This window comes from Angustibacter sp. McL0619, assembly GCF_049994355.1.
Lineage (GTDB): Bacteria > Actinomycetota > Actinomycetes > Actinomycetales > Angustibacteraceae > Angustibacter.
Genome location: NZ_CP188257.1, coordinates 2,489,493 through 2,509,584, shown reverse-complemented (window position 1 = coordinate 2,509,584; position 20,092 = coordinate 2,489,493). Strand labels below are relative to the sequence as shown.

General features: G+C 70.4%; 22 protein-coding genes. 10 read left to right on the top strand and 12 right to left on the bottom strand.

Going from position 1 to position 20,092, the window contains the following annotated elements; translation table 11 throughout:
• The first annotated feature begins 11 nt into the window (after window positions 1-11).
• Complete coding sequence (locus tag ACPPVT_RS11610) at window positions 12-455, top strand: SRPBCC family protein (RefSeq protein WP_426560367.1); 444 nt, start codon at window positions 12-14, stop codon at window positions 453-455.
• A gap of 79 nt (window positions 456-534) precedes the next feature.
• Here ACPPVT_RS11610 and ACPPVT_RS11605 read toward each other — a convergent pair whose 3' ends face one another.
• Genes ACPPVT_RS11605 through ACPPVT_RS11595 form a run of 3 tightly spaced genes read right to left on the bottom strand, consistent with a single transcriptional unit; the run spans window position 535 to window position 3,769 of the window.
• Window positions 535-2,862, bottom strand: coding sequence for an ATP-binding cassette domain-containing protein (locus ACPPVT_RS11605; protein WP_426567136.1), 2,328 nt, complete (start codon window positions 2,860-2,862; stop codon window positions 535-537).
• Window positions 2,863-2,903: 41 nt separating this feature from the next.
• The gene (locus tag ACPPVT_RS11600) at window positions 2,904-3,314 is read right to left on the bottom strand and encodes a VOC family protein (protein WP_426560365.1); all 411 of its coding nucleotides are present in this window, start codon (window positions 3,312-3,314) and stop codon (window positions 2,904-2,906) included.
• A 5-nt stretch (window positions 3,315-3,319) separates the two neighbouring features.
• Window positions 3,320-3,769, bottom strand: coding sequence for a helix-turn-helix transcriptional regulator (locus ACPPVT_RS11595; protein WP_426560363.1), 450 nt, complete (start codon window positions 3,767-3,769; stop codon window positions 3,320-3,322).
• Window positions 3,770-3,807: 38 nt separating this feature from the next.
• Here ACPPVT_RS11595 and ACPPVT_RS11590 point away from each other — a divergent pair, with 38 nt between their 5' ends.
• The 4 genes from ACPPVT_RS11590 (at window position 3,808) to ACPPVT_RS11575 (ending at window position 6,817) form a co-directional block, all read left to right on the top strand.
• Entirely contained in the window at window positions 3,808-4,197 is a 390-nt protein-coding gene (locus ACPPVT_RS11590) for a VOC family protein (RefSeq protein ID WP_426560361.1), read from the top strand.
• Between the two features lie 7 nt (window positions 4,198-4,204).
• The gene (locus tag ACPPVT_RS11585) at window positions 4,205-5,239 is read left to right on the top strand and encodes a PHP domain-containing protein (protein ID WP_426560359.1); all 1,035 of its coding nucleotides are present in this window, start codon (window positions 4,205-4,207) and stop codon (window positions 5,237-5,239) included.
• The gene (locus ACPPVT_RS11580; protein WP_426560357.1) at window positions 5,229-5,708 is read left to right on the top strand and encodes an N-acetyltransferase family protein; all 480 of its coding nucleotides are present in this window, start codon (window positions 5,229-5,231) and stop codon (window positions 5,706-5,708) included. Before ACPPVT_RS11585 ends, ACPPVT_RS11580 begins: the two co-directional genes overlap by 11 nt.
• 125 nt (window positions 5,709-5,833) lie before the next feature.
• Window positions 5,834-6,817 carry a pirin family protein gene (locus ACPPVT_RS11575; RefSeq protein WP_426560355.1) on the top strand — a complete coding sequence of 328 codons (984 nt, stop codon included), beginning with the start codon at window positions 5,834-5,836 and terminating at the stop codon, window positions 6,815-6,817.
• Window position 6,818: 1 nt separating this feature from the next.
• Here ACPPVT_RS11575 and ACPPVT_RS11570 read toward each other — a convergent pair whose 3' ends face one another.
• The 3 genes from ACPPVT_RS11570 to ACPPVT_RS11560 all read right to left on the bottom strand — a co-directional run bounded on the left by ACPPVT_RS11570 (window position 6,819) and on the right by ACPPVT_RS11560 (window position 8,832).
• Window positions 6,819-7,820, bottom strand: coding sequence for an IS481 family transposase (locus ACPPVT_RS11570; protein ID WP_426560353.1), 1,002 nt, complete (start codon window positions 7,818-7,820; stop codon window positions 6,819-6,821).
• A 101-nt stretch (window positions 7,821-7,921) separates the two neighbouring features.
• Window positions 7,922-8,299 (bottom strand): fluoride efflux transporter CrcB, encoded by a 378-nt coding sequence (gene crcB / locus ACPPVT_RS11565; protein ID WP_426560351.1) that lies wholly within the window; start codon window positions 8,297-8,299, stop codon window positions 7,922-7,924.
• Window positions 8,296-8,832, bottom strand: coding sequence for a fluoride efflux transporter FluC (locus tag ACPPVT_RS11560; RefSeq protein WP_426560349.1), 537 nt, complete (start codon window positions 8,830-8,832; stop codon window positions 8,296-8,298). Before ACPPVT_RS11560 ends, crcB begins: the two co-directional genes overlap by 4 nt.
• Window positions 8,833-9,036: 204 nt before the next feature.
• Here ACPPVT_RS11560 and ACPPVT_RS11555 point away from each other — a divergent pair, with 204 nt between their 5' ends.
• From ACPPVT_RS11555 to ACPPVT_RS11540, 4 genes are all read left to right on the top strand, one after another.
• Complete coding sequence (locus tag ACPPVT_RS11555; protein WP_426560347.1) at window positions 9,037-10,476, top strand: M15 family metallopeptidase; 1,440 nt, start codon at window positions 9,037-9,039, stop codon at window positions 10,474-10,476.
• Between the two features lie 69 nt (window positions 10,477-10,545).
• Window positions 10,546-11,286 carry a glycerophosphodiester phosphodiesterase gene (locus ACPPVT_RS11550; protein ID WP_426567135.1) on the top strand — a complete coding sequence of 247 codons (741 nt, stop codon included), beginning with the start codon at window positions 10,546-10,548 and terminating at the stop codon, window positions 11,284-11,286.
• 7 nt (window positions 11,287-11,293) lie between these two features.
• On the top strand, window positions 11,294-12,679 hold the full coding sequence (locus tag ACPPVT_RS11545; RefSeq protein WP_426560345.1) for an MFS transporter: 1,386 nt from the start codon (window positions 11,294-11,296) through the stop codon (window positions 12,677-12,679).
• A 146-nt stretch (window positions 12,680-12,825) separates the two neighbouring features.
• Complete coding sequence (locus ACPPVT_RS11540; RefSeq protein WP_426560343.1) at window positions 12,826-13,182, top strand: RNA polymerase-binding protein RbpA; 357 nt, start codon at window positions 12,826-12,828, stop codon at window positions 13,180-13,182.
• A 91-nt stretch (window positions 13,183-13,273) separates the two neighbouring features.
• On the opposite strand, the gene ACPPVT_RS11535 is transcribed toward ACPPVT_RS11540, so the two are convergent.
• From ACPPVT_RS11535 to ACPPVT_RS11510, 6 genes are all read right to left on the bottom strand, one after another.
• Window positions 13,274-13,912 (bottom strand): FxsA family protein, encoded by a 639-nt coding sequence (locus tag ACPPVT_RS11535; protein WP_426560341.1) that lies wholly within the window; start codon window positions 13,910-13,912, stop codon window positions 13,274-13,276.
• Entirely contained in the window at window positions 13,909-14,679 is a 771-nt protein-coding gene (locus ACPPVT_RS11530) for a polyprenol monophosphomannose synthase (protein ID WP_426560339.1), read from the bottom strand. The genes ACPPVT_RS11535 and ACPPVT_RS11530 overlap by 4 nt, the downstream gene beginning before the upstream one ends.
• Complete coding sequence (gene lnt / locus ACPPVT_RS11525; RefSeq protein WP_426560337.1) at window positions 14,676-16,304, bottom strand: apolipoprotein N-acyltransferase; 1,629 nt, start codon at window positions 16,302-16,304, stop codon at window positions 14,676-14,678. Before lnt ends, ACPPVT_RS11530 begins: the two co-directional genes overlap by 4 nt.
• A 497-nt stretch (window positions 16,305-16,801) precedes the next feature.
• On the bottom strand, window positions 16,802-17,200 hold the full coding sequence (locus tag ACPPVT_RS11520) for a hotdog domain-containing protein (protein WP_426560335.1): 399 nt from the start codon (window positions 17,198-17,200) through the stop codon (window positions 16,802-16,804).
• Complete coding sequence (locus ACPPVT_RS11515) at window positions 17,197-17,964, bottom strand: OAM dimerization domain-containing protein (protein ID WP_426560333.1); 768 nt, start codon at window positions 17,962-17,964, stop codon at window positions 17,197-17,199. Before ACPPVT_RS11515 ends, ACPPVT_RS11520 begins: the two co-directional genes overlap by 4 nt.
• The gene (locus ACPPVT_RS11510) at window positions 17,961-19,538 is read right to left on the bottom strand and encodes a lysine 5,6-aminomutase subunit alpha (RefSeq protein ID WP_426560331.1); all 1,578 of its coding nucleotides are present in this window, start codon (window positions 19,536-19,538) and stop codon (window positions 17,961-17,963) included. Before ACPPVT_RS11510 ends, ACPPVT_RS11515 begins: the two co-directional genes overlap by 4 nt.
• Before the next feature lie 126 nt (window positions 19,539-19,664).
• Between ACPPVT_RS11510 and ACPPVT_RS11505 the strand changes: the two genes are divergently transcribed.
• On the top strand, window positions 19,665-20,087 hold the full coding sequence (locus ACPPVT_RS11505) for a hypothetical protein (protein WP_426560330.1): 423 nt from the start codon (window positions 19,665-19,667) through the stop codon (window positions 20,085-20,087).
• The last annotated feature ends 5 nt before the right edge of the window (window positions 20,088-20,092 follow it).

The following is a 20,092-nucleotide window of genomic DNA, read 5'->3' as shown; positions in this document are numbered from 1 at the left end:
GAGCGATCGAGATGTCAGACATCCTTCACCGCATCGGCGTCCAGCAGTCGTCGCCGGAGCAGGTGTACGACGCGATCACCACGTTGGACGGCTTGTCCGGCTGGTGGACGGAGCAGACGACCGGGGACGTCGACCCCGGCGGCGTGCTCGAGTTCCGGTTCGGCCCCGGTGGGTTCGACATGTTGGTCGTCGATCTCGAGCCGGGCCGGCTGGTTCGCTGGGAGGTCGTGGGCGGACCGCAGGAGTGGATCGGCACGACCGTGTCCCGGGACCTGCGACAGGAAGGTGACTACACGATCGTCATGTTCAAGCACGAGGGTTGGCGTGAGCCGGTCGAGTTCATGCACCACTGCAGCACCAAGTGGGCCACTTACCTGATGAGCCTCAAGCAGCTGATCGAGACCGGGGAGGGTGCGCCGGACCCACGCGACGTCTGGATCAGCGACTGGCACTGAGCCGGGAGAGGGCATAGTTCAGGCGTAATGACATAATGTGCATTATCGGCGTTGAGTCCAACCTCGCCCGCTGCGGCGGTCAGGTGGCGACGTAGGCGGCCAGGTGCTCCCCGGTGAGCGTGGATCGACCATCGACGAGAGCACCGGGTCTTCCTTCGAACACGACGCGGCCGCCGTCGTGGCCGGCACCCGGCCCGAGGTCGATGATCCAGTCGGCATGCGCCATGACCGCCTGGTGGTGCTCGATGACTACGACCGACTTGCCGGAGTCGACCAGCCGGTCCAGCAGACCGAGCAGGTTCTGGACGTCGGCCAGGTGCAGACCGGTGGTGGGTTCGTCCAGGACGTACACACCGCCCTTCTCACCCAGATGGGTCGCCAGCTTGATCCGCTGACGCTCACCACCGGACAGTGTGGTCAGCGGCTGGCCGAGGGTGAGGTAGCCGAGGCCGACGTCGGCGAGCCGCTCGAGGATCGTGTGCGCGGCCGGGATCTTCGCCTCGCCGTCCTCAAAGAACTGCTCGGCCTCCTCCACCGACATCGCGAGCACCGCGGCGATGTTCCTGCCGCCCAGGGTGTACTCGAGCACCGCCGCCTGGAACCGCTTGCCCTCGCACTCCTCGCAGGGCGACTCGACGGTCGCCATCACGCCCAGCTCGGTGTAGATGACCCCGGCGCCGTTGCACGTCGGGCAGGCGCCCTCCGAGTTGGAGCTGAACAACGCCGGCTTCACGCCGTTGGCCTTGGCGAACGCTTTGCGGATCGGGTCCAGCAGTCCGGTGTAGGTCGCCGGGTTGCTGCGCCGCGAGCCGCGGATCGAGCCCTGGTCGATCACCACGACACCTTCGCGGTCGGCCAGGGAGCCATGGACCAGCGAGCTCTTTCCGGACCCTGCGACGCCGGTGACGACGCAGAGCACTCCGAGCGGGATGTCGACGTCCACGTCCTGGAGGTTGTGCATGGACGCGCCACGGACCTCCATCGTGTCCGCCGGCGCTCGGACGGACTTCTTGAGGGTGGCGCGGTCGTCGAGATGGCGACCGGTGACGGTGTCACTGGCCCGCAGCGCGTCCACCGTGCCCTCGAAGCAGACGGTGCCGCCTTTCGTCCCCGCTCCCGGCCCGAGGTCGATGACGTGGTCGGCGATCGAGATCGCCTCTGGCTTGTGCTCGACCACCAGGACCGTGTTGCCCTTGTCACGCAGCTGCAGCAGAAGGTCGTTCATCCGCTCGATGTCATGCGGGTGCAACCCGATCGTGGGCTCGTCGAACACGTAGGTGACGTCGGTGAGCGCCGATCCGAGGTGGCGGATCATCTTGGTCCGCTGCGCCTCTCCCCCGGACAACGTGCCTGCCGGCCGGTCGAGTGAGAGGTACCCCAGTCCGATCTCCGCGAACGAGTCGAGCAGGTGCTGCAGGCCTCTCAGCAGCGGCGCCACGGAGGCTATGTCGAGGTCGCGGACCCAATCGGCCAGATCGCTGATCTGCATGGCGCACAGGTCGGCGATGCTCTTGCCCTCGATCTTCGAGGACAGCGCCTGCTGGGTCAGCCGCGTCCCGTCGCAGTCGGGACAGGTCTGGAAGGTGATCGCCCGCTCCACGAACGCGCGGACGTGCGGCTGCATGGCGTCAACGTCCTTGGAGAGAATCGACTTCTGGATCTTGGGGATCACGCCCTCGTAGGTCAGGTTGACGCCCTCGACCTTGATTTTCGTCGGCTCGCCGTAGAGCAGCTGGTCGAGCTCCTTCTTGGTGAACTTGGCGATCGGCTTGTCCATCGGAAGCCCCGCGCCGCTGAAGATGCGTCCGTACCACCCGTCCATGCTGTAGCCCGGCACCGTCAGCGCGCCTTCTGCGAGCGACTTGCTGTCGTCGTACAGCGCGGACAGATCGAAGTCACTGACCGAGCCGTGCCCCTCGCAGCGCGGGCACATGCCGCCGAGGTAGACGGCCTGGCGCACCACGTTCCGCTCGACGCGGCCACCCTTGTCGGTGCTCATCACCCCGCTCGCCGTTCGCGTGGGGACGTTGAACGAGAAGGCGGTCGGCGGTCCGATGTGCGGCTCTCCGACCCGGCTGAACAGGATGCGCAACATCGCGTTGGCGTCGGTGGCGGTGCCCACGGTGGAGCGTGGGTTGGCACCCATGCGCTCCTGGTCGACGATGATCGCGGTCGTCAGCCCGTCCAGCACGTCGACCTCTGGCCGCCCAAGCGTCGGCATGAACCCCTGGACGAACGCGCTGTACGTCTCGTTGATCAGTCGCTGGGACTCCGCGGCGATCGTGCCGAACACCAGCGAGCTCTTCCCCGAGCCCGAGACGCCGGTGAACGCGGTCAACCGGCGCTTGGGGATCTCGACGCTGACGTCCTTGAGGTTGTTCACCCGTGCGCCGGTGACGCGGATCATGTCGTGGGTGTCGGCGGAGTGCGACCCCGACGCCGCCTCCTTCACCTCACCTCCTGGATGCGCACCATGTTGCCCGCGGGGTCCCGGACCGCGCAGTCGCGGACGCCGTAGGGCTGCTCGGTCGGTTCCTGGACGATGTCCGCGCCGCCGGCGTCGAGCTTCTCGAAGGTCGTGTCCAGGTCCTTGGTGGCCAGCAGGATGCTCCCGTAGGTGCCCTTGGCCATCATCTCGGTGATCGTCTGCCGTTCGTCGTCGGTGATCCCGGGGTCGACGGCCGGCGGGTGCAGGACGATGGACGTGCCCGGCTGGTCGGCGGGACCGACCGTGAGCCAGCGCATCCCCTCGTAGCCCACGTCCAGCCGGAGCTCGAAACCCAGGATGTCCCGGTAGAAGGCCAGAGCCGCCTCCGGGTCGTCGTGCGGCAGGAAACTGGCGTGAATGGTGATGTCCATGGCGGTCAGGCTAGTTGTGGCTGCGCGGGCGTTGCTTCTCGATTCCTGATCGGCCTGGTGACCTGCTTGGCCACGCATGGCGGCATGCCCGACGTGCCACGCGCGCCGTCCCGGCGGTAGGTGCTCGGCGGCACGCCGACGAGCTCGGTGAAGCGGGTGCTGAACGTGCCCAGGGACGAGCAGCCGACGGCGAAGCAGACGTCGGTGACGCTCAGGTCGCCGCGTCGCAGCAGGGACATCGCCCGTTCGATGCGCCGGGTCATCAGGTAGCTGTAGGGCGACTCGCCGTAGGCGATCCGGAACTGGCGGCTGAGGTGCCCGGCCGACATGTTGACGCCGCGAGCGAGCGCCTCGACGTCCAGTGGCCGGGCGTACTCCCGATCCATCCGGTCGCGGACCCGGCGCAGCAGGGCCAGGTCTCGCAGGTGCTGGTCCGGGGCCGGTCTGCTGGTCACCTGCCTGATCGTACGTCGGCCCCCTACGATGAGGTGCCATGCCGAGGATCAACGTGACGAGCGTGCTGGTGGACGACCAGGCCAAGGCGCTGGCCTTCTATACCGATGTGCTGGGCTTCGTGGCGAAGACGGACGTGCCGGTCGGCGACTACCGCTGGCTCACGGTCGTCGGCGCGAACGAGCCGGACGGCGTCGAGCTCCTGCTCGAGCCCGATGTGCACCCGGCGGCCAAGGCCTTCAAGCAGGCCCTCGTCGCTGACGGGATTCCCTACACCTCGTTCGCGGTCGACGACGTGACGTCCGTGCACCGGGAGCTGACCGCGCGGGGGGCCAGGTTCACCCAGGAACCGACGCCGGCGGGGCCGGTCGTGGTGGCCGTGCTCGACGACACCTGCGGCAACCTGATCCAGCTGACCAGCCCGGCCTGACCCGCCGATGGACCCGCTGGAAGCCCTGCGCGAGATAGCTTTCCGCCTCGAGCGCGCGCTGGAGTCGACCTACCGCGTGCAAGCCTTCCGCACGGCGGCAGGCGTGGTGGCCACGACGGATCCGGCCGAGCTCGCCGACCGGCACCGCAAGGGCACGCTCACCGAGCTCCCCGGGATCGGCGACCGCACAGCGACCGTGATCGGGCAGGCGCTGGACGGTCGCACTCCCGCCTATCTGGAGGACGTTCGCGGTAAGCCCAGCCCGCTGCCGGCGCTGGACACGGTCGGCGACCGGCTGCTGGCCCAGCTTCGCGGCGACCTGCACAGCCACTCCGACTGGAGCGACGGCGGCAGCCCGATCGACGAGATGGCCCGCACCGCAGCGCAGCTGGGCCACGAGTACCTGGCGCTGACGGACCACTCCCCCCGGCTGACCGTCGCGAACGGGCTCAACCCGACGCGCCTGCGCCGACAGCTGGAGGTTGTCGACGAGGTGAACGCCGACCTAGGTCCGTTCCGGCTGCTCAAGGGCATCGAGGTGGACATCCTGGAGTCCGGAGCACTCGACCAGGAGCCCGAGCTGCTCGAGGAGCTGGACGTCGTGGTCGCGTCCGTGCACTCCAAGCTGCGGATGGACAGCGCGCCGATGACCCGGCGGATGGTCGCCGCGATCGCCAACCCGCACACCGACGTCCTTGGCCACTGCACCGGTCGCTACGTCACCAACAACACCCGCACGGGCAAGCCGCGGCCACCGTCGGAGTTCGACGCGGAGATCGTGTTCGCCGCCTGCAAGCAGTTCGACGTGGCCGTCGAGATCAACTCCCGCCCGGAGCGGTTGGACCCGCCGCTGGAGCTGCTTCGGCTCGCCGTCGAGGCCGGGTGCCTGTTCAGCATCGACACGGACGCGCACGCGCCCGGCCAGCTGGACTGGCGTCCGTACGGGGTCGAGCGGGCGGTGGCCTGCGGCGTCCCGGCGGACCGGATCGTCACCACCTGGGACGCCGACCGGTTGCTGGAGTGGACCCGCCGTGCCCGCTGAGGGCCTGGCTGGGCTCGTCATCCGTGCGGCCACCCAGCGCGACGTCCCCGCGGTCGTCGCGCTGATCTACGACGACGACATCGCTGCCGCGCGGGAGTCCGTGCCCGGTGCGGACGTCGACGCGGCCTACCTTGCCGCGTTCCAGCAGATCGCCGCCAACCCGGACGACCTGCTGGTCGTCGGGGAGCTGGACGGACGTGTGGTGGCTTGCGCGCAGGTGACGCTGCTGCACCACCTGTCGCGGCGCGGTGGGACGCGGGCCCAGGTCGAGTCGGTGCGGGTCGACGCAGCGCTGCGCGGTCAGGGCGCCGGCGGCCGGTTGATGAGCTGGATCGAGGGCTACGCCCGGGACCGTGGGGCGGCCCTGATCCAGCTGACCACGGACAAGCGACGTGTCGAGGCTCGCCGGTTCTACGAACGCCTCGGTTTCGTCGCCTCGCACGAGGGCATGAAGCGCAGCCTGCGGTGAGCGTTGTCCAGCGCCCACCCCCGGCCTACCGTCGAGCGTGCGCCGTGTTCCAGGAATGGAATGTTGCCCGGATCAGTTGTGGAGTGCGATAGTTGAAGGCGCAACTAACTAGCCAGGAGGCAACAGTGCCCGCCGTCACCGTTCCCGACATCACGGTCCTGCCGCGGATTGCAGTCGTGGACCCGCAGACCAGCACGGAGCGTCCGATCAAGAGCCTGACCAGCGCGCCGAGTGGCTTCGAGGGTGAGGGCTTCCCGGTGCGCCGCGCGTTCGCCGGCGTCGACCTCGGCGACCTGGACCCCTTCATCCACATGGACCAGATGGGCGAGGTCGAGTACGCGCCGGGCGAGCCCAAGGGCACCGACTGGCACCCGCACCGCGGCTTCGAGACCGTCACCTACATCATGGACGGCATCTTCGACCACCAGGACTCCCACGGCGGCGGCGGTCGGATCACCGACGGCGACACCCAGTGGATGACGGCCGGCAGCGGCCTGCTGCACATCGAGGCCCCACCGGAGTCGCTGGTGGTCAGCGGTGGCCTCTTCCACGGCATCCAGCTCTGGGTGAACCTGCCCCGAGCCGACAAGTGGGCGCAGCCGCGCTACCAGGACCTTCGCGGCGGGGACGTCGGCCTGCTCAGCAGCCCGGACGGCGGGACGCTGCTCCGGGTGATCGCCGGCGACGTCGCAGGGCACCGTGGCCCTGGCACCACGCACACCCCGATCGCCCTGGCGCACGCCACCCTGGCCCCCGGCGCCCAGCTTGCCCTGCCGTGGCGGCAGGACTTCAACGCCCTGGTCTACGTGCTGGCCGGGCAGGGCACGATGGGCAGCGAACGCCGTCCGGTCCGCAAGGGCCAGCTGGTCGTCCTGGGTGCCGGCGACCACCTTCGGATCGACGCGGCGGCCAGCCAGCCGCTGGCCGAGCCGAACCTGGACGTCCTCGTGCTGGGCGGCCAGCCGATCCGGGAGCCGGTGGCCTGGGCGGGTCCGTTCGTGATGAACACCAGGGCCGAGGTCATCCAGGCCTTCGAGGACTTCCAGGCGGGCAAGCTCGGCACGATCCCGTCGGTGCACGGTGCGCCGACCACGCTCACCGAGTCCTGACCTAGGTGTAGTTCCCCGACAGGTTGTGAACGCGGGCTGCGGGGACGAGGCCTCCGATGCCGGTGTGGGGTCGGTGATGATTGTAGGAGTGGAGCCAGTCGGGGTAGGTCGCTGCGCGGGCTTGGTCGGAGAGATAGACCTGGGCGTAGGCCCATTCGACGATCAGGGTCCGGTTGAACCGCTCGACCTTCCCGTTGGTCTGGGGTCGGTAGGGGCGGGTCCGTCGGTGTTTGATGGCGGGCCCGAGGGCGTTGGCGAAGTCGCGTGAGCGGTAGCAGGAGCCGTTGTCGGTCATGACTGCGCGGACGGTGATCCCGGCTTGGGCGAAGAACGCGTTGGCGCGGCCCCAGAAGGCCGCGGCGGTCTCCTTGCGCTCGTCAGGCAGCGGCTCGGAGTAGGCCAGCCGGGAATGATCGTCCACCGCGTGGTGCAAGAAGACGTAGCCACGCGACGTCGGCGCGCCACCATGACCGGCCCGCTCGGTCCTGGCATGGGCGCGTCGGTGCTGTTCGGAGTCGCGACCAAAGGCCCGCCAGCCACCACCGTCCGGGATCCGGCCCAGCTTCTTGATGTCCACATGGACCAGGTCGCCCGGGGCCGCCGCCTCGTAGCGGATCGGCGATGGCTTGCGGACCGGCAGGCCGGTGGCCTGGTCGAGGTGGACCAGCAGCGGCATCCGATAACGCGCCAGGACGCGACCAACCGTCGATCGCGGAACCCCGAGGTGATAGCCGATCCGGTGCGGACCCCAACGCCGGCAGTACCGCAGCTTCACGATGCGCCGTTCAAGGCGGCGCGGGCAGCGCCGCGGCGACCGCGCTGGACGAGACGAGCAGTCCGTCATCGGCTCGCCATCACGGTAGCGCCGGGCCCACTTGGCCGCTGTCGCGGGCGAGACCTGCAACCGCTCCGCAGCACGACGGACCGTCCACCCCTGCTCGACGATCAGGACCGCCAGGCGTCGACGCCCCTCAGGCGTCAGCGGGGCATTAGCGTGAGTCACGAGGACCTCCAGTCGAGGGTTGGTGTCGTAACCCCCTCCGTACTGGAGGTCCTCGCTATCCGTCTACGCCTACGCGTTCACAACCTGTCGGGGAACTACACCTAGGAGCGCCACAGGCCGGTGGCCACCGCGTACCCGACCGCGGTGGCCGCCGAGCCGACCGCCAGGCTGGCCAGCACGTTCGCGCCGGCCCGCCACCACTGGTCGTCCTCGGCCAGCCGGAACGTCTCGAAGCTGAAGGTGGAGAACGTCGTCAGCCCGCCGCACAGCCCGGTGCCGACCAACGGCAGCAGCCAGTCCCCGGTCTCGGTGCCCCGCACCGCGCCCGCCACCGTCCCCAGGACGAGACAGCCCACGGCGTTCACCGTGAAGGTCCCCCACGGGAACGGTCCGCGGCGGCGTGCGCTGACCAGCTGGTCGACCACGTAGCGCAGCACGGCGCCCACGGCGCCGCCGGCCAGCACCAGAGCGAGGTTCATCGCGGTCCCCGCCCAGGTCGCCTGCGCCGGCCGCGACGATGGTGCAGGACCCCGGCCAGCGAGCGGCCGAGCAGCACGCCGACCCCCACGCAGACGAGTCCGGCTAGCACCGAGCCGAGCAGGTAGGCGAGCGCCAGCGGGACGTCACCGGAGGCCATCAGGTCGCGGGTCTCCAGCGCGTACGTCGAGAAGGTGGTGTAGCCGCCGAGGACACCGATGCCCAGGAACGGGCGCACGTACCGGTTCGGCCGCCAGACGGTCACGACGAACACCATCAGCAGCCCGAGCAGCGCCGACCCGGACGCGTTCTCGAGCAGAGTCCCCCAGGGCACCTGTCCCGGCCCGGTCACGAATGCCTGCGACAGGCCCCAGCGAGCCATGCTGCCCAGGCCCCCGCCGACCGCGATCACGGCCAGCACGTCCCAGTGTCGTGGGTGCAGCACGTGCCGCGGTCGCTGGACCGCAGCGTCCGGGTCGACCGGGAGGCGGGCAGGAGTCCACGCGTGCCGGGCGCGCTCGGCACGCTCGTTCATCGGCGCCGAGCCACGGGCATCCACATCGCGGGCTGGCTCCTTCTCGTCTCATCTGTCACAACCGCACCAACCGTTTCACACTCCCGTCGAACAGTCTGGCAAATCCTGGCCAAGCCTCTGCCGGCGTCGAATCCCGGGGGTACTGTCGAACGGCGGGCCGGGGTCGCCCGCGGGTCCCCGATCCCCCGGGAGCACGGTGTCTTGATGCGACGAGCGGAAGGTTCCCGCCGACTGCGGGCGATCGTCGGCGCCACGGCGTCGACGGCCCTTGCCGCGGTCCTGCTGGGACTTCTCGCAGCGTCGCCCGCAGGAGCCGAGCCATCGGCCCCCGGTACCCAGGACGCCCCGGTCGCGACCGACTCCCCCACTGCCACGGCCACCGCCACCGACTCCCCCACGTCGACGCCCACGTCGACGCCGACGGCCACCCCCACCAGCACTCCGACCGGCACGGCCACTCCTCTCACCGGCAGCCCGGGCACGGCGATGCCGTCCAGCACCACGACGGCCCCGGCCCTCCCGCCGGCGCCGAAGAGTGACGACGAAGGCCCGTTGACCCAGGCCCAGGTGCAGGCGCAGCTCGCTCAGGCAGCTGCCCTGGCCGCGCAACGCACCGCGATCGACGCCGGGCTGCAGGCAGCCCTCGAGCAGCTGCAGGCGATCGGGCTCAAGGTCTCCGCGGCACTCGACACCCTGGCCCAGGCACGCATCGCGCAGAGCCAGGCGCAGCAGGTGCAGCAGATCAACGCGCAGCTGCTGACCCGAGCTCGTGGCGAGATGACGGTGCAGCGGGACGCCCTCGGGCAGTGGGCCCGCGACACCTACGCGACCGGCGGCCCGATGGGCGCCTACGAGGGTTGGTTGCTGGCGCTGCAGGCCGACAGCGGCGCGGACGTCGCGCACAACCTCGCCGTGCTCGAGGAGATCGGCATCTCCAGCAGCCTGCAGCTCCAGCGGCTGCAGTCCTCGGTCGACGTCCAGGCCGAGGCGACCCGTCAGGCCGCGCTGGCCAGTGCCCAGGCCGCTGCGGCCAAGGCCCGTGCCGCCAAGGCGGTCATCGACCTCAAGGGGCTGATGGATCAGGCGAGGCTGGCCGCGGCGCAGCTGCAGGTCCAGCAGGCGAGGCTGACCGGCGCCGCCTCGTTGACCGCCAAGCAGCGGGCCAACCTCACCGCCGCCGAGGCCGTCGTGGCCTCCTTGGGCGGCAAGGTGGTCCCCAAGGGCCAGTGCCAGGGCCTGTCGACGCTCAGCTACCCGAACGGCACGATCCCGGCTGCCGCGCTCTGCCCGGTCTGGGGTGCGCCGGGCAAGCTGCTCCGGGCGGACGCGGCCGCGGGCTTCGCCAAGCTGTCGAAGGCGTTCGGTGCCGAGTTCTCTCGTCCGCTCTGCGTCACTGACACCTACCGGACGCTGGCCGAGCAGATCCAGGTCTTCGCGACCAAGCCCGGTCTGGCGGCCCGGCCCGGGACGAGCAACCACGGCTGGGGTACGGCAGCCGACCTGTGCGGCGGGATCGAGTCCTTCGGCACCGCTGAGCACGCCTGGATGCTGGCCCACGCTCCGCTGTACGGCTGGTTCCATCCCTCCTGGGCTGGCCCTGCGGGCTCGCGCCCCGAGCCGTGGCACTGGGAGTTCGCCGGCTGACCCGGGCAGTACCGTGTCGGCGTGCCGCCCGCCGTCCACCCCTACCTCGACGTCGAGGGCCCGGTCGCCATGGCCCACCGAGGGTTCTCGCTGGACGGCTTGGAGAACACCATGACCGCCTTCGCGGCGGCCGTCTCGCTCGGCATGACCCATGTCGAGACCGACGTGCACGCGACCCGGGACGGCGTGGTGGTCGCCTTCCACGACGCCGTCCTGGACCGCGTCAGCGACGGGCACGGAGCCATCGCCGAGCTGACCTGGGACGAGCTGAGGTCCGTGCGGGTGGGCGGGTCCGAGGTGGTGCCGCGGCTGGAGGAGCTGCTCGACAGCTGGCCGGACCTGCGGGTGAACGTCGACGTCAAGGACTGGGCCGCGATCGCCGGGCTCGTCGACGTCGTCCAGCGGACCGCTGCCCAGCACCGGGTCTGCGTGACGTCGTTCGACGACCGGCGGACCGCAGCCGTACGCAGGTTGCTGGGCCCGCAGGTCGCCACGTCGCCGGGACGGCGCGGCGTGGCGCGCTGGCGCTTCGCCAGCTGGCTGCCCGGCCCAGGTGCTGTTCGGCTCAGCCGGGTCCGCGACCGCAGTGCGGTCGCCTTCCAGGTACCGGCCACGGCGGGTCCGCTGCGCGTGGTGACCCGGCGCAGCCTGGACGTCGCGCACCAGCTGGGACTGCAGGTGCACGTGTGGACGGTCAACGACGCGAGCCGGATGCACGAGCTGCTCGACCTGGGCGTGGACGGCCTGATCACCGACCGTTCGGACACGCTGCGCGAAGTGCTGCGCGAGCGAGCCGCCGGGCGGGCATGATGCGTCCGTGAGCGACTCCGATCTTGCGGGACAAGGTGCCGTCGACCCGCGCGAGCGGGTGCGCGAGCAGCGCGCCTGGTACTTCTACGACTGGGCGAACTCCGCCTACGTCACGACCACCGCCACGGTGCTCTTCGCCCCCTACCTGACCGTGGTCGCCAAGGCCGCCGGGTGTCCCGGCCAGGACTCGGACCTGTCCTGCTCGACGAACCTGCACGTCCTGGGTATCCCGATCAGTCCCGGTTCGCTGGCGTTCTATGCGGTCACGTTCGCCACGATCCTGTCGGCGCTGGTCCTGCCCGTGGTCGGGGCGATGGCGGACCGGTCCCCGCACCAACGACGCATCCTGGCTGGTTTCGCCTGGCTCGGCTCGGCCGCCGCCTCAGCCATGTACTTCGTGTCGGGCAGCAACTGGCAGCTCGGCGTCGTCCTGTTGCTGGTCGCCAGCCTGAGCCTGGGCTGCTCACTGGTCGTCTACGACGCGATCCTGTGCCAGATCGCCGGCCCGGACGAACGCGACCGGGTGTCCAGCCGCGGCTGGGCGTTGGGCTATCTCGGCGGCTTCGTCCTGCTCGCCATCAACCTGGCCATGGTCACGCTGCACGACAGCCTGGGCCTGACCAAGAGCGAGGCGGTCCGCTGGAGCCTGCTCACGGCGGGCCTGTGGTGGGCGGGGTTCACGTTGATCCCCTACCTCGGGCTGCGGGACCGACCGCCGGTGAACGTGGCACCGGTCCACGGCTCGCTCGTCCGTGAGGCGTTCGGTCAGCTGGCCAACACCTTCCGGCACCTGCGGGGCTTCCCGAACACGCTCAGGTTCCTGCTGGCGTACCTGTTCTTCAACGACGGCATCCAGACGGTGATCGGGGTCTCGAGCGTGTACGGCGCCGAGCAGCTGGGCTTCAGCACCAACCAGCTGATCGAGACGATCCTGCTCGTGCAGCTCGTGGCGTTCGGCGGCGCGCTGCTGTTCGGCCGCCTGGCGCGGAGCTACGGCGCCCGGGACGTCGTGCTGTCCAGCCTGGTGCTGTGGGCGGCGGTGGTGGCGATCGGGTTCTTCCTGCCGCACGGGCAGTTCACTCTGTGGTTGGGCCTGGCCGTGCTTATCGGTGTCGTGCTCGGCGGCAGCCAGGCGCTGTCCCGGTCGCTCTACAGCCAGCTTGTCCCACGCGGCCGGGAGGCGGAGTACTTCAGCCTGTACCAGGCGTGCGAACGCGGGACCAGCTGGTTCGGCACGCTGCTGTTCGGTCTGGTGCACCAGATCACCGACTCCTACCGGCCAGCGATCCTGGCCCTGCTGGTCTTCTTCGTGCTCGGCGGGCTGATCCTGCGCACGGTGGACGTACGGGCGGGGATCCGTGACGCAGGCAACGTCGAGCCGGTCGTGGTCTGAGCCGCGCGCACCCCCGCTGACCTGCGGTTTCTGTGAATGTGACCGCCTTCACTGCATCTCCACACGCCCGCCGGAACACGTGCGGCCACCTGATGCGTTCTTCAGGGTGACGGGACCACACCGACCCGTCCGAGGAGGGCACAGACATGAGCGACAAGAGCCTGCGCGGTACCCGCCTTGGGGCGCAGAGCATGGAGAGCGACGAGGGCGTCGAGCCGGCCGCCCGGATCATCTCCGAGTACCACTGCCCGCGGGGGCACGTGATCCGCATCCCCTTCTCCGTCGAGGCCGAGATTCCCGCGCTCTGGGAGTGCCGCTGCGGCACCGAGGCGCTGCTGGTGGACTCCGAGCGACCTGAGCCGAAGGCCACCAAGCCCGCCCGCACGCACTGGGACATGCTGCTCGAGCGCCGCTCTATCGCTGATCTCGAGGTGCTGCTCGACGAGCGCCTCCAGCTGCTGCGCGCCGCCAAGCGCGCCACGACCCACCGGCGCAGCGCCTGAGCTGACTCGCAAGAGCTAGCCCGCCGCCCGGTGCGGCTTCGGACGGATCCCCCCTCCTGCCGAGGCCAGATGGAGCCGGCCGCACCTCCCCCTAGCTGGTGCGGCCGGCTCCGTCGTCCCCGCTCTCAGTGCCCCCCTCGTCCCGACCGCCACCGGGCGGGTCGGACTCGTCGACGACCTGGCCCTCGACGACCTGGCCCTCGACGACCGGGCCCTCGACGACCGGGCCCTCGACGACCTCACCCTGGATGACGTCACCGCGGGCCAGGTTCGGCCCACCGCGGCCGTCGGGCGCGCCGGGAAACCCGCGCAGGAACACCCCGGACGGCAGCGTCACCATGCGGCGCTGGATCGCCCGCCCGAGCACCCGGCGGGCCGGGCGCCTGGTGAACGGCAGCACGAAGACCAGCCCGACCAGGTCGGTGATGAAACCCGGGACGAACAGCAGGATCCCGCCCGCCAGGACGATGGCGGAGTCCCCGACACGGTCGTCCGGCACCCGACCCGAGGCCACGGCCGACGCCAGCGCCTGCCACGCGCGTGAGCCTTCCTTGCGTACGATCCACCCGCCCAGCACCGAGGTCGCGAGCAGTAGCAGCACGGTCGGCCCGGCACCGATGCTCCTGGCCAGCGCGAGCACCACGACGATCTCGGCTAGCAGCAGGAGCAGCAGCAGCGCCCGGACGCGCCCAGCGCGGCGCCGGCTCGAAGCGGTCGGTGGCTGCGTCACGTAACGGCCTTGCTCCTGCCCAGGGCCTGGCTGACCTGCCGGGTGCGGTGCGACAGGCCCCACACGCTCACGCGTACCAGCGACTCGCGCACGATCGACCCGTTCATCTTGCTCTCACCGCGTACGCGCTCGACGAAAGTGATCGGGACCTCGACCACCCGCAGTCCCCGCTGGACCGCCCGCCAGGCCAGGTCGATCTGGAAGCAGTAGCCCTGCGAGGCCACGTCGTCCAGCCCGAGACTGGACAGCGCGCTGGCCCGGAAGGCGCGGTAGCCGCCGGTGACGTCGTGGATGGGGACGCCCAGCGCGAACCGGGCGTACGTGGTGCCCGCCCGGGAGATGAGCTTGCGGCGCAGCGGCCAGTTGACCACCTTGCCGCCCGGGACCCAACGCGAGCCCAGCACGAGGTCGGCGTCGGCCAGCGCAGCAAGCAACCGGGGCAGCTGCTCGGGCTGGTGCGAGCCGTCTGCGTCCATCTCGACCAGCACCTCGAAGCCGCGCTCCATGCCCCACGCGAACCCGGCCAGATAGGCGGGGCCGAGCCCCTGCTTACGCTCGCGGTGCAGCACGTGCACCTGCGGGTCGGCCGCGCAGAGGACGTCGGCCAGATCCCCGGTGCCGTCCGGTGAGTTGTCGTCCGCGACCAGGATCTCGACCGACGGAACGGCCGCGCGCACCCGGGCGACGATCTCCTCGATGTTCTCCCGCTCGTCGTAGGTCGGGATGACCACCAGGACCTGGGACAGTCCCGAGTTGGACCCGCTCACCCTGCCTCCGCACGTTCTGTAGGAGCCTCGTCTGACAGCGCCGGGCTCGTTCCGGCGCCGGGCGCAGAGCCTATCTGTCGCTCCGGCCGACTCCCGCGCGAGCCCAGGACCAGGGCGGCTGCTCCCAACAGCCCCACCATCACGAGCGCCAGCTCGGCCCACACGCCCAGCCGGTCCGCGATCGTGGTCGCCGTCCGCCGTGGCAGCGTGGCCTGCAGCATCGCCGGCGTGAACAGGTCGGAGTGCGCGACCATCCGGCCATCGGGCTCGATCAGCGCGCTCTCACCGACCGTCGAGATGTGCGCCACCGAACGGCCGTGCTCGATCGCCCGGAGCCGGGACATCGCCAGCTGCTGCACGGCCTCGTCGGTGTAGCCGAACGTGGCGTTGTTGGTCTGCACCACCAGCAGGTCCGCGCCGCCGCGCACGCTGTCCCGGAGCAGGTTGTCGTAGGCCACCTCGAAGCAGATGGCGACGCCGGCCCGGGTCGGGCCCAGCTGTAGCAGCCCGGGGACATGACCGGCGACGAAGTCCTCCCGTACCAGGTCGACCTTCGTGCTGAACTTGCGGAAGAAGGCGCGGTGCGGGATGTACTCGCCGAACGGGACCGGGTGCCGCTTGACGTACAGCTGTGTCGGCCCGGTCCCCGGCTCCCAGACGATCGAGGCGTTGGTCAGGAACCCGGCTGGACGCTCCAGCACGGCCCCGACGAGCGTGGGGGCTCCGATCCGGTCGACGGCCTCGTCGATCACCTGCCGGGCGTCCGCCTGCTGGTAGGGATCGAGGTCGGACGCGTTCTCCGGCCAGATCACCACGTCCGGTTGCGGGGCCTGACCGGCGGCGACCTGGGTGGCGAGCTCGTTGGTGACTCGCGCGTGGTTGTCCAGCACAGCTCGCCGCTCCGCGTTGAAGTCCAGCCCGGCCTCGGGCACATCACCCTGGATGCCGGCCACCCGCACCGGAGTCCCGTTGGTGGGCAACGGCACGAGCAGACCCACCAGAACGACCGCCGCCCCGAGCGCCAGGGTGAGCGCCGCGACAGCTCCGGACCTGCGGGCTGCGGCCTCGACACCCCGGCGGCGGGCGAGCAGCAACAGGGCGCAGGTGGCCAGCGCAGCCCCGCTCCAGGCGACCGCGAAGGTGACCAGCGGAGCGCCGCCCAGTGCGGCCAGCCGGACCATCGGTGAGTCGGACTGGCTGAAAGCCAGCCGGCCCCAGGGGAAGCCGCCGAACGGCGTGCGGTCGCGCAGGGCCTCCTGCGCGGTCCACAACCCGGCGATCACCACGGTCGAGGCAATCGAACGGCCGGCCCCCCACCCGGGTCGACAGGTGACCCAGGCGATCGGGATCGCCATCAGGGCAAGGTACGCGGCCTGCAGGCCACTGAGCGCCAACCACGGCATCGCACCGACGTAGACCCCGCTCCAGTGCAGCAGGGGCACGAAGTAGGCCAGGCCGTAGAGCAGCCCGAGACCGGCAGCCGGGGCGGTTCGGCGCGAGGCGAGCGCGAGCGTCAGACCGGCGACCCCGAGGACGGCGCAGGGCCACCAGCCCGGGTCCGGGAAGGCCAGTCGGGTCAGGTAGCCGGACACGACGACCAGCGGCACCGCCACGACGAGCGGCACGGGCGCTCGACGTCCGGGATGCACCAGGCCACGTTACCTTCCGGGTCCTGGGCGGGTGCGGACGTGGGTCGGGCCCGCCGCGCCGTTGGTGCCACCATCTCCTCGCTGGGTGCGAGGTCGATCGGTGTTGTCTACTGAGCGCTGCGGACCCGTCCGCGTCCACCCCGGTCTTTGAGGGTGAGGCTGTCGAGTGCCTGGTTCGTCGAGGGCGGTGTCCTCCGCCTCTTGGCCTCGGGTCGTTCCCCCTCCTGGTGGCGTGAGCTGCGCCGCCGGTCTCGAGCTAGGAGTCCTGGTTAGCCGAGTCGATGTCGCCGCGATGAACGACGGTCACGAACGTACTCGCGCTGGCGTTGCTGTCAACCGCCCCGTGACCTGCGAAGACTGAGTGTCGTTGCAGGTCAACGGCTTTCAGCCGACACCGCGCGTTCATCAGGAATCTTCCCAGCCCTCGGCGTGTCTGGCGCGACACGCCGAGAAGGCCGTCGGCGGCCTCGTCGTCAGCCGTCGCCGCGCGGTGGGACCACCACCGTGCCGGTGGCCGTGGTGGCCACGAGCGGCGGTTCCAGCACCTCGGCCGCCGACTCCCCCAGGTCCGCTCGGCCGCGGCAGAGCACCCGTACCTCGAAGGCGATCTCGCGGCTACGACGTCCGACCCGGACGACGCGCGCCTCGATCTCGAGGACGTCGCCGGCGCGCACCGGGGCATGGAACTGCACGTCAGAGTAGGACGCGAACAGCCCCTCGTCGCCGTCGATCCGGATGCACACCTCGGTCGCCACGTCGCCGAACGCGGCCAGCGAGTAGGCGCCGTCCACCAGGTTGCCGGCGTAGTGGGCGTGCGAGTACGGCACGTACCGACGGTGCGTGACCACCAGGCCGGTGTGGTCGGTGCTCATGCGGTCTTCCTCTCGCGCGGAGGGATCAGGGCGTGCACCAGGTAGGAGGCCACCTCGCCGGGAGTGGTCCCCTTGCCGAAGACCCGGTCCACCCCGAGCTGCTTGGTGGCGTGCTCGTCGAACCGCGGCCCGCCGACGACGAGCAGCGGACCCTTGCCCGCCGGGTAGGCCTCGCGGAAGGCGGCGGACATCTCAGCGGTGTTGTGCAGGTGGGCGTCCCGCTGGGTGACGACCTGGGACACCAGGACGGCATCGGCCCGCTCGGCCCGCGCGCGCTCGACCAGGTCCGGCACCAGGACCTGGGCACCGAGGTTCACCACCGTGATCTCCCGGTAGTACTCCAGGCCCTTCTCCCCCGCGAAGCCCTTGATGTTCAGGATCGCGTCGATGCCGACGGTGTGCGCGTCGGTGCCGATGCACGCGCCGACCACGACGAGGCGACGACGCAGCCGTGACTTGATGGCTGCGTTGACCTCCTTGGCGCTCAGCAGCGGGTACTCGCGCTCGAGCACCCGCACGGCCGACACGTCGACCAGGTGGTTCACCGAGCCGTACACCACGAAGAAGGTGAAGTCAGGGCCCATCGCCTTGGCGTGCACCAGGAGCGCCGGCTCCATGCCCATCTTGGCGGCGAGCTGCAGCGCGGCGCCCTCGGCGCGTTTGTCGTGCGGCAACGGCAAGGTGAACGACATCTGCACCATGCCGTCGCCAGTGGTGTCGCCGTAGGGGCGCACGATCTTCGGCGCAACGCTGCGCACGCTCATCGGGTGGCACCTTCCTCGAGCAGGTCGATCGCCGGGTTCACGTAGCCTGCGTCCCGCTTCGCCACGCCGTCCAGCCCCTTGCCCGCGTCCGCCGGGCGCTTCATCAGGCCGAAGGTGCCGTCTGCGATGGCCTCCAGCATGGTGTCGTCGACGATCCGGTCGAGCAGCTCCACGGCTTCGGACAGGACCTGACGGGCGCGGGTCTGGATGAAGCCGTCGTGCGGTGGGTGGAAGTCCTCGGCGAGCCCGCCGGCAGCGTCCAGCACGTATCGGACGTTCTGCAGGGCGAGGTCACGGTCCGACAGGAACGGGGTCACCACAGCCTCGGTCATCATGCCGACCAGCAGGATGCCCTGCCCGGTCATCGCACCGACCAGGTTGAAGAACCCGTCGAGCAGGTAGCCGCGGAACACGTCCCCGGTCATGTGTTTGGTCGGCGGCATCCACTTCAGCGGCGCCTGCGGGAACAGCGTGCGGGCCAGCAGGGCGTGCGCCAGCTCGAGCCGGAAGGAGTCCGGGATCTCGGGGTTGATCTCGAACGCGTGACCCAGCCCGAGCTGCCAGTCCTCGAGCCCGGCCTCCTTGGCGAAGAACTCGTTCATCAGCTGGCTCACGGTGACCGTGTGCGCGGCCTCGACGGCATCCGCCGTGGTGAGGTAGTTGTCCTCACCGGTGTTGATGATGATCCCCGCCCGCGCATGCACCTGGCGGCTGAAGCGCTGGTCGACGAACGTGCGGATCGGGTTGATGTCGCGGAACAGGATCCCGTACATCGAGTCGTTCAGCATCATGTCCAGCCGCTCGAGACCGGCCAGGGTGGCGATCTCCGGCATGCAGAGACCGGAGGCGTAGTTGGTCAGTCGCACGTAGCGCCCGAGCTCCTTGCCGACGTCGTCCAGCGCCGCGCGCATCAGCCGGAAGTTCTCCTGCGTGGCGTAGGTGCCGGCGTACCCCTCGCGGGTCGCACCCTCCGGCACGTAGTCCAGCAGGCTCTGCCCGGTGGACCGGATGACCGCGATGACGTCGGCACCCTCGCGGGCTGCGGCCTGCGCCTGCGGGATGTCCTCGTAGATGTCGCCGGTGGCGACGATCAGGTAGATCCACGGACGGCGAGGCGCGTCGCCGAGCCGCTTGATCAGGCGGTCGCGCTCCGTGCGACGCCGGTCGATGGTGCGGATGCCACCGGCCGCGGCCCGGCGGGCGGCGGTGGCGGCCCGCTGGCCGTCGCGGCCCTCGGGGAGCCTGAACCGGACGGCACCGCTGCTGGCCTTCTGGGCGAGGGTGAGCAGGTCCGGGGCCTCGGAGCGCAGCAGTGCGTCCCAGACCGGCACGGCCACGCCGTGCTCGATCCCGACGTCGCTGCGCACCGCGTCGACCAGGTGGTTGACCCAAGGGACCCGCTCGGCGTCCGCGCCGGCCAGCCCGGCCATCCGCAGCAGCGCGCGCTCGACGGACACTGTGGTGTGGGTCCGGGCGAGCTTGACGACCGGTGCGCCAGCCTTCTTGGCCAGGCGCCGGGCCGTTCTGACAACCTGCGGGTCGAGATCGAGGACCGGATGAGAGCGTGAAGACACTCCGCGAGATTAGCAGTCTGCACGCCGATTCTTCGGTCTCAGCCCCCATGTGCAGTAAGAACGGCCGGAACCATGGCCTGTGGATAACTTCTCGGCCGGAGCGCCGCGTTTCGCCAGAATTGGGCCATGACGACCTCACCGTTCGACCGCCGAGTCCGAACCGACGACGACCTCCGCGAGCACTGGCAGTCCCTGATGGGCCCGGACGGCTTCGGCCGCCGCAGCCTCTGGCTGGCCTTCTTCGACGCCGGCGCCGTCCCCGTGCCGACCCTGGTGCCGATCGACGACATTCCCGAGCGCCCGGTGCCCGAGCTCGGGCAGAGCCTGGACCACATCGCGGCCGAGCTTCGGGCGACGACTGACGTGGACTCCGTGGCGGTGCTGTTGACCCGTCCTGGTGGCGGGGGAATGAGTGAGGCTGATCGCGAGTGGGCCCGCTTCCTGTACGACAGCACGGCCCTGGCGAGTCGCTGGCCGGTCCATCTCGGCACCGCAGGCCAGGTGCGGGTGTTCGCGCCGGACGACCTCATCGAGTCCGTGCCCCAGTGAGCAGC

What these genes read in the sequence shown, in the direction of transcription:
- ACPPVT_RS11610 (WP_426560367.1), top strand. Translation starts at nt 12, where the DNA reads ATGTCAGACATCCTTCACCGCATCGGCGTCCAGCAGTCGTCGCCGGAG.
- ACPPVT_RS11605 (WP_426567136.1), bottom strand. Translation starts at nt 2,862, where the DNA reads ATGATCCGCGTCACCGGCGCACGGGTGAACAACCTCAAGGACGTCAGC.
- ACPPVT_RS11600 (WP_426560365.1), bottom strand. Translation starts at nt 3,314, where the DNA reads ATGGACATCACCATTCACGCCAGTTTCCTGCCGCACGACGACCCGGAG.
- ACPPVT_RS11590 (WP_426560361.1), top strand. Translation starts at nt 3,808, where the DNA reads ATGCCGAGGATCAACGTGACGAGCGTGCTGGTGGACGACCAGGCCAAG.
- ACPPVT_RS11585 (WP_426560359.1), top strand. Translation starts at nt 4,205, where the DNA reads ATGGACCCGCTGGAAGCCCTGCGCGAGATAGCTTTCCGCCTCGAGCGC.
- crcB (WP_426560351.1), bottom strand. Translation starts at nt 8,299, where the DNA reads ATGAACCTCGCTCTGGTGCTGGCCGGCGGCGCCGTGGGCGCCGTGCTG.
- ACPPVT_RS11560 (WP_426560349.1), bottom strand. Translation starts at nt 8,832, where the DNA reads ATGAACGAGCGTGCCGAGCGCGCCCGGCACGCGTGGACTCCTGCCCGC.
- ACPPVT_RS11555 (WP_426560347.1), top strand. Translation starts at nt 9,037, where the DNA reads ATGCGACGAGCGGAAGGTTCCCGCCGACTGCGGGCGATCGTCGGCGCC.
- ACPPVT_RS11550 (WP_426567135.1), top strand. Translation starts at nt 10,546, where the DNA reads ATGGCCCACCGAGGGTTCTCGCTGGACGGCTTGGAGAACACCATGACC.
- ACPPVT_RS11540 (WP_426560343.1), top strand. Translation starts at nt 12,826, where the DNA reads ATGAGCGACAAGAGCCTGCGCGGTACCCGCCTTGGGGCGCAGAGCATG.
- ACPPVT_RS11520 (WP_426560335.1), bottom strand. Translation starts at nt 17,200, where the DNA reads ATGAGCACCGACCACACCGGCCTGGTGGTCACGCACCGTCGGTACGTG.
- ACPPVT_RS11515 (WP_426560333.1), bottom strand. Translation starts at nt 17,964, where the DNA reads ATGAGCGTGCGCAGCGTTGCGCCGAAGATCGTGCGCCCCTACGGCGAC.
- ACPPVT_RS11505 (WP_426560330.1), top strand. Translation starts at nt 19,665, where the DNA reads ATGACGACCTCACCGTTCGACCGCCGAGTCCGAACCGACGACGACCTC.